Genomic DNA, 13,268 nt, shown 5'->3' with positions numbered 1-13,268 from the left:
AGAGCAAGGCGCGCGCACCGATGCCGCCGTCGCCCGTCTGACCGAGGGCATGCAGGAGTACAAAGAACAAGGCGCGCGTACCGATGCCGCCGTGGCCCGTTTCACCGAGGGCGCGCAGGAATCCCGTGAACAGGTCGCACGCGCCGCCGCCGAAGTCGCGCGGTTCTCGAAGGAAATGCGGGAGTTCAAGAACGAGATGCGGGCCGATCGCGAAGAAAGCGCGCGGGAACGGCAGCGGATGAACAAGCAGTGGGGCGAACTCGCCAACCGGCTTGGCACCCTGGTCGAGGACATCGTGGCTCCGAACCTTCCGCGGATTGCCGCTGAACTGTTCGACTGCGCCACCCCGGACCTGTTCGCCCTGCGGGTGGTGCGCCACTTCGGCGGCGAGACCCGGGAGTACGACGCCATCGTGGTCTGTCCGGCGCTGGTGCTGATCAACGAGACCAAATCACGGCTGCTCGAAATCCATGTGGATCGCATCCTCGACAAACTTAGTGAGTTCCCCCGGGTCTTTCCCGAGTATGCCGACCGGCGCCCGGTCGGCATCCTGGCCAGTCTTTACCCGGACGCAAGCGTCGTGCGGCGCGCAACACGCAAAGGCGTCCTGGTGATGGGCATGGGAGACGAGAACATGATCGTGCTCAATCCGGAAGCGGCGACAGACCAACGCTGAGCCAACTGTCGGGTCAAACCGGAGTCCGACCCGAGGTGCGTCTGCAGGGGCGGCCTTGATCGTCGTTCCGGCCGCAGGAACATCGGAGGCCGAGGCTTTACCGTGAAAGTGCGTAGTCAGGCCATCCTGGCCTGACGGCGTCGGGGCTGGAACAGTCAGGGCTGGAAGCCCTGACTACGCAGCCTTGCATGGAACATCGGAGGCCGAGGCTTTACCGTGAAAGTGCGTNGTCAGGCCATCCTGGCCTGNCGGCGTCGGGGCTGGAACAGTCAGGGCTGGAAGCCCTGACTACGCAGCCTTGCATGCCGACAGTTGCGACCGTGGTCGAGAGGACNTTCATGTTCCGGGGTGACGCAGGCGTCACGGCCGTTAGCCGGTCGATCTCGCAGCTACGCGGCCTTGGTCCGGCTAAAGCCTCGACCTCCAGTGCGCCACGCCCCGGCACTGCGCTCAGGTGCCGAACGAGGCAATCCGCGACAGATCGACCGGCAGCCGCGGCGTCGCCGGAGCGGCGGCATCCGGCACCGCTTCGGCACCGAGTTGCAGCAGCACCGGCAGGCCGCGCGGCAGCACATCGACCTCCGCACCCGAAGCGATCAACTGCTCGTTCTCCATCACCTCGAGCACCGCGTTCAGCACCTCCGGATCGCGTTGCGCGATGGCATTGAGTGCGTCGCCAACCACGGCCGGGCGTGTTGCCGAGGCTTCCGCCATGGTTTGCGACACCTTGAACGCGGTCTGACTTTTGATCAGACCCACGCGGTTCTCGCCATCCTGCTTCATCGCGCTGGTCACCTGCACCAGCCGCTTCACCACCTTCTCGGTAATATTGTCCACCATCTGCCGGTCGGTGAAGGCCACTTTGCGGATGTAGACCGAACCGAGCTGATAGCCCCATTTCTCCGACAGCGGCGAGACGGTCGCCCGCACCTGATGGCTGAGCTGATGCCGATCCTCCAGCATCTTATCCATCTCCAGGTTGCTCAAGGTCGAGATGGTCGAACTCGCCACATTGGCCTGGAGCGAGCCCTCCGGGTTGGCGTTGCGGAACAGATAGGCCACCGGGTCACTGACCTGCATCTCGTACCAGATACCCACGCCCATGGGAGTCCCCTCCTCCGAATTGACCATCTGGTCGCGCAGGTAGTATTGACGCAATGACGTGCTCACCAGATCGCGCTTGCCGAAGAACGGCACCAACAGCGCGCGCGGCCCGAAATGGAGCACCGGAAAATGCAGTCCGGCCTCGTCGAGGGTGCCGAGCACCTTGCCGAACAGCGTGTAGACCTGAGCCTCCCGCTCCTTGACGACGGTGAAGAGTCCCAGCCCGCTGGTCACCACCAATAGCAGGGGGATGAAAACCAAGCCCATGATGAAAGCGATAACGGGGGCGAAATCATCGACGAATGGCATGACGGATCTCCTTCAACTCGCGGTTCCGGTGGTCTGGACGATGCGCCTGGCACGCTTGAGCAAGGGGATACGCATGTTGCGTACATAGGCGCGCAGTGCCGCGTCGCCACCCTGCGCCTTGATGTGCACCAGGGTCTCCGCCAGCTCCTTGAGCGGCGCCACCTCCGCCTGCGCCTTGTTCATCGCGATATCCACCGCCCGCTTGCTCATGGTGATCTGCTGTTCCGCGTCCGCGCGGGCCGTACTGATATCCGCCGCCACCTGATTGCGGGTGCTGTTGATCGCGGAGAGTGCGCGGTCCACTTCCGGCGGCGGATCGATCTGCGTGATCAAAGCGGCTTCCAGCTCGATCCCATAACGGTGACCGGTGGTCAGGCACTGCTGCTCCATGTACTCGTTGAGCAGCGGCAGGTTCTTCCTCAGATCGTTGATCGACACCCCTTCCGAGAGGTCTGGTCCGACCACGTCGCCCTGCGCCTCCGAAGCGTCGGCACCGGCGAGCAGCCGCTGGCCCTTGGGGTCCGCAAAATTGGCGATCCGCTCGCGCAACACGGCGATGAAGTAACCCATCACATGCTGCAGCGGATCCGCAACTCCGAAGATGAACGGGTAAAGGTTGGCCTCCGAGACGCGAAAGCGAATCTGGCCGTTGACACCGGTCGTCAGATTATCTTTGGTCACCGCCTCGATGGTGGTCTGGCGCTTGGTGGGATCCCAGGTCAAATCCAGCGCCTGGGTGGCCACGTCCACCTTGTGCACGTCCTGCCAGGGCCACTTGAAGTAAGGCCCGCCCGGGCCGACGACACGCAGGCGCGGGAAGCGGTAACGCGCCCGCTCCTCCTCGGTCAGCTCAAGATCGGCCACCAGTTGACCGTCCAGCCGCTCGGCCCGCCCGAGGGAGGTGAGCACCGCCCGTTCATTGGGCTTGACGGTATAGAACGCCTGGATGATGACCCGATAAATCGAGAATGCGGCCAGGCCCAGCAGGAAGGCAGTAAACAGCATCACACACTCCGTTCAGGTTGAATCGACACCGGGCGCGAGACTCAGGAAGCGGACTCGGCCGGCGGTCCCGCCATCGACTCTGCGGCGAGCGGCCCCCGCGGTCCGGCAATGGCGCCCTCATCCGGGCCGGACGACAAGCTCCGGCCCGACGACGCACGCAACCGGCAGCAACGCCGATCGAACCTCAAAATCGCACCCTAACATTAGCACCTGCGCTCAGTTTCGGCTCAACAACCGGTTTCCGGGCGACAGCGTGAATCCATCCCGCGTGGCGCACTGGAGGTCGAGGCCTTACCGTGAAAGTGCGTAGTCAGGCCATCCTGGCCTGACGGCATCGGGGCTGGAACCGTCAGGGCTGGAAGCCCTGACGACGCAGCCTCGCACGCCGGCAGTTGCGACAGTAGTCGAGAGGACTTTCATGTTCCGGGGTGGCGCGGGCGCCATAGCCGTTAGCCGGACCGTCGGCTGCAAATTCCCGCCGAACGGCAGTTGACGAGCGACCAAAGGTGGTTCCCGAAGCGGTAACCACATCGTAGAATCTAGATCATAAAAGCGTGACGTCGATCACAGTCTTCACATGGCTCAAGCCAACCACCGGTGACGATAATCGCTGCTGTACTCTGGGCGGTGCCTCACCGCGACTTGATCGCAAGGCTGGATTCGACGCGCGTCGCGGTCTCAAGGCCATTTCCACAACAACGCTTTATCTTCACCAAGGCGAAGCCTGCGGCCATCGCCGCGCGCCTGGAACTGTCTTCTTCAGACCTTTTCACTCAAGGAAACTCGCAATGCACCAGTACCACTCGCGGATCGGACTGCTGACCGCCCTGCTGACTCTCGGCAGCGGCCTGCTGGTCGCGGCAACAACAGACCCCGGACAGCCCCTCGGCGCGCTGGACCAGACCGCCCGACCGGTCCAATCCTCAGCCGCCCCGGATTCGACACAGGCCCGGGTCCAGGCCGGCTATGGCAAACTCCCCTACACCTTCCAGACCAATGGCGGCCAAGTCGATGCCGCGGTCAAGTTTCTCGCGCGCGGCCCCGGCTATAGCCTGTTCCTGACCCCCGGCGAAGCGGTGCTTTCATTGCGCACCGGTCAACCGCAAGCGCCCGCACAACATCGACCGGGCGCCGGCCCGGCGCCTCGGGTCGACCCGACCCCGACCGCGGCTGCCGTCCCCCCGGCTGTACTGCGCCTGAGCCTGGTCGGCGCCAATCCCGCTGCGCTCATCCGCGGCGAAGCGCCCCTGTTGGGCACCATCAACTATCTGCGCGGCCGGGATCCGGCGGCCTGGCGCACCGGCCTGTCCACTTACGCCAAGGTCCGCTACGAGAGCGTCTACCCCGGCATCGATCTGGTCTACTACGGTCATGAGGGCGAACTGGAGTACGATCTGGTGTTGGCCCCGGGGGCAGACCCCAAGGTCATCGCGCTGGCCTTCGACGGCGCCGACGCACTGCGGCTCGATGCCTCAGGCAACCTGGTCCTGACCTTTCAGGGCGGCGAACTCGTCCAGCAGGCCCCCCGGTCTATCAGGAAGCCAACGGCGAACGCACACCGATCCCGTCGCGCTATCTGCTGGCCGACAATCAGCAGGTCGGCCTGGCGCTGGGTGACTATGACACCACGCGAACACTGGTCATCGACCCGGTGTTGAGTTATTCCACCTACCTTGGCGGCACCGGGGTCGACCGGATCAACGGCATCGCGGTCGACGCCGCGGGCAACACCTATGTGACCGGGCAAACCTGGTCGGACGACTTTCCGACCACGACCGACGCCGTGCAACCCGCACCCGCGCCAGGCAGCCTGATTCAGGACGCCTTTGTGGCCAAGCTCGACCCCACCGGCGCGACGCTGCTCTATGCCACCTACCTGGGCGGCAACGCTTACGACGTCGCCGACAGCATCGCCGTGGACGCCGCCGGCAATGCGTATGTGGTCGGCGCCACCGGCTCGGCTGATTTCCCGCTGCAGAACGCCCTGCAGCCGGCACACGCGGGCGGCTTCGACCTGTTCGTCGCCAAACTCAATCCGACCGGGTCTGAGTTGGTCTACTCGACCTATCTGGGCGGCAGCACCAACGAGACCATCACCGAGATCGGCGGGTCCAGCATCGCCGTCGACAACACGGGCAGCGCCTATGTGACCGGCGGCAGCGATTCGGTGGACTTTCCGACCTACCGGGCACAGCAGGCCACACTGGCCGGCGCCGGGCCTGACGCCGTGGTCGCCAAGCTCAATCCGGCCGGAACCGCGCTCGTCTATTCGACCTACCTGGGCGGCACTGATTACGATGAGGCCGCCGGCATTGCCGTGGATGCTGCCGGCAACGCCTACGTGCACGGCATCACCTCGTCGACCGACTTTCCGACGACCAGCGGCGCCTTGCAACCCACCGCCAACGGTTCGTTCGATGCCTTCGTCGCCAAGCTCAATTCGACCGGTTCAGCCCTCGTCTACGCCACCTACCTGGGCGGCAGCGCGGACGAGCAGGGTCTGGGCATTGCCCTGAACGGCACCGGACACGCCTATCTCAGCGGCAATACGACATCGACAAACTTTCCGACCCGCAACCCCTTGCAATCCAAACTCGGCGGCAGCGCGACGAACAATCCGCCCGACGCCTATGTGGCACAGCTCGATGCCGCCGGAAGCGCACTGGTGTATGCCACCTACCTGGGCGGCAGCGGCTGGGAATGGGGTTCCAACATCGCGGTGGATGCGACCGGCAGCGCGGTCGTGACGGGTGATTCCGGATCGCCCGACTTCCCGACCAAGAGCCCACTCATGCCGGTTCCCCAGGGCGACGTGATGGATGCCTTCGTGACCCAGCTCGACGCGACCGGCGCGACACTCATCTTCTCCAGCCACCTGGGTGTCAGCGGGCCTGGCGACACCTCAGGCCGCGGAGTCGGACTCGATGCGGCCGGCAACCTCTATGTTGCCGGCCAGACGGGCGCGGGTTTTCCGACCACCGGGGGCGCCTTGCAGCCGGATTTCGGGGGCTTGAACGACGGCTTTATCGTCAAGATTGCCCCGGGCGCGGCCGCGTCGGTCGATGCGCCGCTGTGGCTGGTCGCGCTCGGTGACGTCACCGGCGACGGCACCCAGGCCGTCGCGGCCCTGTTCGAGGATGTCGCGGCGCAGACCGTCACCGGCGTGATCAGGCAAGCGGTCGACGGGACCCTGATCCAGACCATCGACTTCGGCGCGACCTATGCGCCGCTCGAGGTGGCGATGGTGCCTGACCTGGACGGCAACGGCGCGCCGGAACTGGCCCTGCTGCGCTTCACCGCCGACGCCCAGGTCCAGGTCGAAGTGCGCGACACCCGCACCGGCGAACGGCGCACCGCGCTCACCTTCGCTGCCGCCTTCCTGCCCAAACGGCTGGCGGTGGTGCCGGATCTCAACGGCAATGGTGCCGTGGAACTGGCCGTCCTCGGCATCCACGGCAGCACCGGGGCGGTCGCCGCCGAAATCAGAGACGCACGCACCGGCGTGCGGCTGCGCCAAGTGTATTTCGACAAGACCTATCAGCCGCTCGACTTCGCCGTGATCGCCGATGTGAATGGGAACGGTGCCGCGGAACTGGCGGTGCTCGGCATCAAGAGCGGCAGCCAGCCAAAGGTCGAACTGCGCGACACCCAAAGCGGGCAGTTGGTCAAGAACCTGTGGTCGCCGAAAATCTTCACGCCCATCGCGCTGGCCGCGATACCCGACACCAATGGCAACGGCACCCCGGAGATCGCGGTCCTGGGACGCAACACCAGCATGAACGTCGAGCTGAGAACGCTCGACGCCGGCACCGCCGCGCAACTGGGCATCGCCTACTACAGCCGGACCTTCACGCCCTTGCAACTCGCGGCGTTGCCGGACCTCAACGGCAATGGGGTCGCCGAACTGGCGGTGCTGAGCCGCGACACCGCCGGCTCGCTCAAGACCGAACTGCGCGACGCCGTGACCGGCACCCTGGTGCGCAATATCTGGTTCAACACGCTCACGCCGAAGGATCTGGCCGTGTTACCCGACCTGAACGGCAACAGCCGTCCGGAGATCGCCGTCCTTGGCGTCCCGCCGGCCGGCGGCGCACAAGTCCTGATCAAAGATGCCGGAACCCAGGCGCAGATCAGCCGCCTGGACTTCTAAGGCGCTTCCCAAAGAACGTCGCCCCACGCCGGCTCGCCCTCCGGCGACCGGGGTGACGCGACCGGAGACCGACGCGTTATAGCCGTCTTACCTGATATCCGGACAGACCCTTGGTGTAGGGGCGGGTTTGAAACCCGCCCCTAGCAGCCTGTCGGACTTAGCCCCTAGGATAAGGGCATAAGTCAACATAAAGGCTTTTTGTTGCGAAACAATCTAACTTAATGTAATTTCTGCGAAAACTCCAACCCGTAGGAGCCCGCTTGCGGGCGACGGGTGGGGGCACAATGACGCGATTCCGGCAGGTCACGTCGCCCGCAAGCGGGCTCCTACGGAGGTGCTTGCTTCTTGATAGCGTCTTGTTCGGAAATCGCCTAAAGTCCGACAGGCTGCTAGGTCCGGTTATCACGTCCGATGGCTATAGCAGGTGCCGCCGCGTCCGGCTGCCGCCGCGGTCTGTCGTGCGCATCCACAATCATGGCCGTCGTACGCCACATCCGTGTTGATCGCACCCCGTTACTGGCCTCTTACGAAGATCTGCACGTGCCCGCGCAAGAACTCCAGGAAAGTGGCGGCCACCACCGAGATCTGTTTTCCCTTGGGCCGTACCACGTACCAGGCGCGCACGATCGGAAAGCCTTCCACGTCCAGCTCGGCCAGCTCTTCCCGGCTGGGATCGGGATTGAGTGTGCTGCGCGAGAGCATGGCCAACCCCAGACCGCCCGCCACGGCCTGCTTGATGGCCTCGTTGCTGCCCAGCTCCATCTTGATGCGCAGCGGCATGCCGCGCTCCTGGAACACACGTTCCATGATCATGCGCGTGCCCGAGCCGCGCTCCCGCACCAGAAAGCGCTCCCCCGCCAGATCGGCGAACGCAATCCGCTGGTGCCCCACCAGCGGATGGTCGATCGGGGCCAGCACCACCAGTGGGTTGTCCATGAATGATTCCCGCTCGGCATCCAGGCCCTCCGGAGGCACGCCCATGATGTAGAGGTCGTCCTGGTTGCGGGTCAGGCGCTCGAGCAGCCGGTCGCGGTTCACCACCTCCAAGGCGATATCGATGCCGGGGTATCGGGCGCAGAAGGGGCCCAGGATTCGGGGCATGAAGTACTTGGTGGTGGTCACCGCGGCGATCCGCAGGCGCCCCTGCTTGAGGCCCTTGAGATTGTCGATGGTTTGCTCAAAGCGGCCCCAGGTCTCCAGCCAGTCGGCGCAGGTGGCGTAGAGCTCCTGCCCGGCCTCGGTGATGAAGACCTTCTTGCCCAACTGCTCCAGCAGCGGTAACCCCACCTGCTCGTGCAGCAGACGGATCTGCTTGGACACCGTGGGCTGGGTGACGTGCAGCTCCTCGGCCGCACGGGAGAAGCTGCGCAACCGGGCAACGGCCTCGAAGGCCCGCAGTTGGCGCAGGGTGACATGCATCATGGCCTGTACCTCGATCGGAAAACGATAGCCTTAAGGTTATCGTTTTCATGATAACGATTCATTATTATTTACAGACCAGCCTCCCTAGACTCCTTGGCTATGGGCGGCGCTGCTCCCCGCGGCCGCCAGTGTTCTCAACACCAGAGGCGCCTCGAGATGAGCCACTCCCCCATCCCGCCATATCCGCAAGCGGCCGGACCATGCGGCTGTCGCCCATGGTTTCAGCGTGTTTGCACCGACCGGTGCGAGCCGTCGCGCCCTGCCGCCGCTGGAGGTCGCCATGTTGCCTGATAGCCTCACCCCCAGCCTTGTCCTGGCCGCGCCGCTGCTCCTGCTGTCGGTCGGCCTGGTGCCGGCCGCCTGGGCCAACGCCCGGCCGGGACTGATGGCGCGCCTGAGCGGCGCCGCCGCCTGGCTGGCGCTCGTCAGCGCGCTGCTGGCGGCGGCGACCCATCCGTTCGATGGCGCACGGGCCTGGACCTTCTACCGCATCGACCTGCCCGGCGGCCTGGGGGCCTTTTCGCTGGGCACCTACATCAACAGCGTGACGGTGATCATGCTGGTGCTGGTTGCCTTCGTCGGCGCCATCGTCACCCGCTACTCGCGCAACTATCTGGACGGGGACGCCAACCGGGGCCGCTTCCACAAGTGGCTCGCGCTGACCCTGGCAGCCATCCTGACCCTGATCGTCTCCGGCAATCTGCTGCTGTTTGCCTTGGCCTGGATCGCGACCAGTCTGTGCCTGCACCAGCTCCTGATGTTCTATCGGGACCGCCCGGCCGCGGTGCTGGCCGCCCACAAAAAGTTCGTCGCCAGCCGCATCGGTGACCTCAGTCTGCTCGGCGCGATCGTCCTGATCGGTCTCAGTCTGCACACCCTGCAGTTCGACGAGCTGTTCCGCATCCTGGCGTCCATGGAGGGACCCCTGCCCATCGCGCTTGAGATCGCGGCCCTGCTGATCGTGATCGCCGCGGGGCTGAAGTCCGCCCAGTTCCCCTTCCACGGCTGGCTGCTCCAGGTGATGGAGGCCCCGACACCGGTGTCCGCCCTGCTGCACGCGGGGATCGTCAACGCCGGCGCCTTCCTGGTCATTCGCATGAGCCCGGTTATCTCCCATTCCCAGGTCGCCATGGGCGCCCTGGCGGTCATCGGCCTATTCACCCTGGCGCTGGCCTCCCTGGTCATGCTGACCCAGACCAATATCAAGGTCTCGCTGGCCTGGTCGACCACGGCGCAGATGGGCTTCATGCTCCTGGAGTGCGGCTTGGGTCTCTATAGCCTGGCCATGCTGCACCTGGTGGCCCACTCGCTCTACAAGGCCCATGCCTTTCTCGCCTCCGGCAGCGGTGTGGACGCCTTTCGGGCGCCGGCACTCCCCCATGCATCCCCGGGCGTTGGGCCCTTGCGGCTGCTGCTGGTCCTCGCCGGCGGCGGACTCATCGCGCTGGCGGTGGGCGCCGCCTTCGGCGTCACCGCGGGGCACCAGCCGGCGCTCCTGGCGGCCGGTACGGTCGTGGCCATCGCCGTGACTCAACTCCTGTTGCAGATGGCCGGCGTGCTGCGCGGCGAGGACTTCCTGCGCCGCGGTCTGGGACTGAGTGCGGCGGTCGCGGTGGCCTATTTCACCTTGCACGCCCTGTTCGATGCGGCCCTGCAGGGGAGCGTCCTGCCGGTTCAGTATGTGGCTGGGCCCTTCCAGATCTGGCTGGCCCAGGCCTTTGTTGGCGTGTTTGTGGTCCTGCTGGTCTTCCAGCACATCCTGAAGTACGCCCCGGCGTTCCTGGGCGACGGCATCTACATGCATCTCTATAACGGGCTCTACATCGACGTGTACATCACCCGGCTGATCCAGCGCGTCTGGCCGAGCCCGCCTCCCGCGTCCGTAACGCCGCCCGTCCCCTTCGCTCCACTCACCTCCCCCGGAGCCTGATCATGAACCTGCACGACGCCACGACTCCGATGGAATCCGCGGTCCCGACTGCGACCATGCCCGCAAACCCCGATCAGCCGGCGCCGGTCACCCCGATCACCGCCACCGAGCTGGATCGGCGCATCGATGCCGCCTGCGAGCGCATCGCCCCCCTGTGGCCGCTGAAGCACTTTGTCGCCGTGAACCCCTTCTTCGGGCTGCGGGATCTCAGCTTTCAGGACGCCTCCGACGCCCTGGCGCGGATCACCGGCACCGGTCTCTACATGTCACGGGGCTATTACCGCGACCAGTTGGCAAGCGGACGCATCGGTCGGGATGACCTCAAGGCCGCCATCGCGCGTTGCGGCAGCCGTCTGGATGCGGACACCGTGGAGCGCACGCTATCCATGCCGGCGCCCCAGCCGAGGCTCGGGATGGCCCCGGTGAGCGAGGTGCTGGAGCGGGTGGAGGGCGGCCTCTGGTCGAGTTTCGTCGCCGAGCGCATCAGCCTGCACTGCGCCGCCCATTTCGACCTGGGCCAGGCGCTCGTCGCCATGCCCTGGCGGCACCTCCCGCTCTACGCATCCTGGCGCAAGGCCGCCGGCATCGACCGCAGCCCGGCGATGATGGGGCTGCGCGGCTTTCGCCGCGCCGTGGCCCGTCTGCCGGCGGAGCCCCGCGGCGCCATCGCACTGGCCATCGAGCGGCTCGGCATCCCGGATGCGGCGGTGGAGCGCTATCTGCACGCCTCACTGATGAGCGTCGGCGGCTGGGCGGCCTGGGCCCGCTATCTGCGCTGGCAGGCCGAGCTGGTCGGCAACCGCGACGACGCCATCGTCGATCTCCTGGCGATCCGACTGGTGTGGGACATGCTGCTCTTCGAGGAGAAACGCTCGCCCGCGTTGGTGGCCCGCTGGCAGGAGATGCTCGCGGCGAGCATGCGTCCGCCTTCCGCCAAGCGTCAGGCCTCCGCTGAGATCGACCGCATCCTGCTCGGTGCGCTGGAAATCGGCTTTCAGCGCAGCGTGATCGCCGGCCTGGCCACCAGCGCCCCGGACCGGCCCGCCGCCCGCCCGGCGCTCCAGGCCGCGTTCTGCATCGACGTGCGCTCCGAAGTCTTCCGCCGCGCCCTCGAAACCGTGGCGCCCGGAGTCCAGACCATCGGCTTCGCCGGCTTCTTCGGCATCTTCATCGAACACCTGCCCCTGGGCTCCGCGGTTGCCCGCAGCCATGTGCCGGTGATCTTCAACCCGAGCTACCGCATCTGCGAGCGGGTCAAGGCCGGGGACCGCGAGGGCGTGCAGGCGCAGCGGCGGCTGCGCATCGGTCTGTTCAAGGCGTGGAAGGGCTTCAAGCTCTCCGCCGCCTCCTGCTTCTCGTTCGTCGAGTCGGCCGGCCTCCTGTACGGCCCCAAGCTGGTCACCGACAGCTTCGGCTGGAGCCGCCCGGTGCCCGATCCCCACGGCCAGGGTCTCGATCCGGAGATCATGGAACGCACCGGACCGACCCTGGAGGCCGTCCCGCCGGAGCACTGTTCCACCGGGCACGGTGCGTCGGGGATCCCGCGGGCGGAGCGGCTCGACCACGCCGAGCGCATCCTGCGGGCCATGTCCATGACCGCGGACTTCGCCCCGCTGGTGCTCCTGGCCGGACATGGCAGCACCACCGTGAACAACCCCCACGCGACCGGCCTCGACTGCGGCGCCTGCGCCGGCCAGACCGGCGAGGCGAGCGCCCGGGTGGTGGCCGCCCTGCTCAACGACCAGGCCGTGCGGCGGGGGTTGGCGGAGCGCGGCATCGCGATCCCCGAGGACACCTGGTTCCTGGCGGGCCTGCACGACACCACCACCGACCTCCTGTCTCTCTTTGACACCGACGAAGTCCCCGCGGCCCTGGCCCCGGACCTGGCACGCCTGCGCCAGTGGCTGGAGCAGGCCGGCGACCTCACCCGCATGGAGCGCGCCGCGCTGCTTGGCATCGGCGGCCTGCCGGACCGCGCGGTGGAGGCCGAGGTGCGCCGGCGCAGCCGCGACTGGTCCCACGTGCGCCAAGAGTGGGCCTTGGCCAACAACGCCGCATTCATCGCCGCGCCGCGCACGCGCACCGCCGGCCTGGACCTGGGCGGGCGTGCCTTCCTGCACGAATACGTCTGGCAGAAAGACGATGGCTTCAAGATCCTCGAGCTGATCATGACCGCCCCGATGGTGGTCGCCAACTGGATCAACCTCCAATACTACGGCTCGGTGGTCGACAACCGTCGCTTCGGCAGCGGCAACAAGGTATTGCATAACGTGGTGGGCGGTGCCATCGGCGTGCTGGAAGGCAACAGCGGCGAGCTGCGCGTCGGGCTGCCGCTGCAATCGCTGCACGACGGCCGCCGCTGGGTGCACGAGCCGGTGCGCCTCAGCGTCTTCATCGAGGCCCCTGAGACCGCCATCGACGCGATCATCGCCCGCCATGAACTGGTGCGCCAGTTGGTGGACCACGGCTGGCTCCACCTGTTGCGGATCGGCGAGGACGATGCGGTCCACCAGCGCCGGCCCGGCGGCGAGTGGGAGCGCTGCGCCGCCGCGCCGGCGGCGACCCCGTAACGGTGCAGCAGCAGTTCCAAATTTGGGTGGCCGCCGCCAACAGCGTGCCGGCCGCGAGGCTGATGGTGGATGCGCTGCGCTTATCCACCCTACGAAACCGGC

Annotated in this window: 7 protein-coding genes and 1 pseudogene; 5 read left to right on the top strand and 3 right to left on the bottom strand. The window is 66.4% G+C overall.

Annotation, left to right across the window (positions count from 1 at the left end; genetic code table 11):
- Positions 1-676 (top strand): hypothetical protein (locus A39O_RS0127210; RefSeq protein WP_211211743.1); only part of this gene is annotated, 676 nt, incomplete at its 5' end.
- A 450-nt stretch (positions 677-1,126) separates the two neighbouring features.
- On the opposite strand, the gene A39O_RS0127205 is transcribed toward A39O_RS0127210, so the two are convergent.
- Positions 1,127-2,089, bottom strand: a complete 963-nt coding sequence (locus A39O_RS0127205) for an SPFH domain-containing protein (RefSeq protein WP_020507820.1) — start codon at positions 2,087-2,089, stop codon at positions 1,127-1,129.
- Between the two features lie 12 nt (positions 2,090-2,101).
- On the bottom strand, positions 2,102-3,094 hold the full coding sequence (locus A39O_RS0127200) for an SPFH domain-containing protein (protein ID WP_020507819.1): 993 nt from the start codon (positions 3,092-3,094) through the stop codon (positions 2,102-2,104).
- 788 nt (positions 3,095-3,882) lie between these two features.
- Between A39O_RS0127200 and A39O_RS42990 the strand changes: the two are divergent.
- A pseudogene (locus tag A39O_RS42990) lies at positions 3,883-4,688 on the top strand (DUF7948 domain-containing protein); the annotation flags it as partial.
- Between the two features lie 60 nt (positions 4,689-4,748).
- Complete coding sequence (locus tag A39O_RS37210) at positions 4,749-7,244, top strand: SBBP repeat-containing protein (RefSeq protein ID WP_245561994.1); 2,496 nt, start codon at positions 4,749-4,751, stop codon at positions 7,242-7,244.
- Positions 7,245-7,757: 513 nt separating this feature from the next.
- On the opposite strand, the gene A39O_RS0127185 is transcribed toward A39O_RS37210, so the two are convergent.
- Positions 7,758-8,666, bottom strand: coding sequence for a LysR family transcriptional regulator (locus A39O_RS0127185; RefSeq protein ID WP_020507816.1), 909 nt, complete (start codon positions 8,664-8,666; stop codon positions 7,758-7,760).
- 280 nt (positions 8,667-8,946) lie between these two features.
- Here A39O_RS0127185 and A39O_RS0127180 point away from each other — a divergent pair, with 280 nt between their 5' ends.
- Entirely contained in the window at positions 8,947-10,596 is a 1,650-nt protein-coding gene (locus tag A39O_RS0127180; protein ID WP_040528918.1) for an NADH-quinone oxidoreductase subunit L, read from the top strand.
- Positions 10,597-10,598: 2 nt separating this feature from the next.
- Positions 10,599-13,166, top strand: coding sequence for a YbcC family protein (locus A39O_RS0127175; RefSeq protein ID WP_020507814.1), 2,568 nt, complete (start codon positions 10,599-10,601; stop codon positions 13,164-13,166).
- The last annotated feature ends 102 nt before the right edge of the window (positions 13,167-13,268 follow it).

The sequence above is a fragment of the Lamprocystis purpurea DSM 4197 genome (assembly GCF_000379525.1).
GTDB classification, from domain to species: domain Bacteria; phylum Pseudomonadota; class Gammaproteobacteria; order Chromatiales; family Chromatiaceae; genus Thiodictyon; species Thiodictyon purpureum.
The sequence above is the reverse complement of the archived record's forward strand: the minus strand, read 5'-3'. Positions and strand labels throughout refer to the sequence as shown.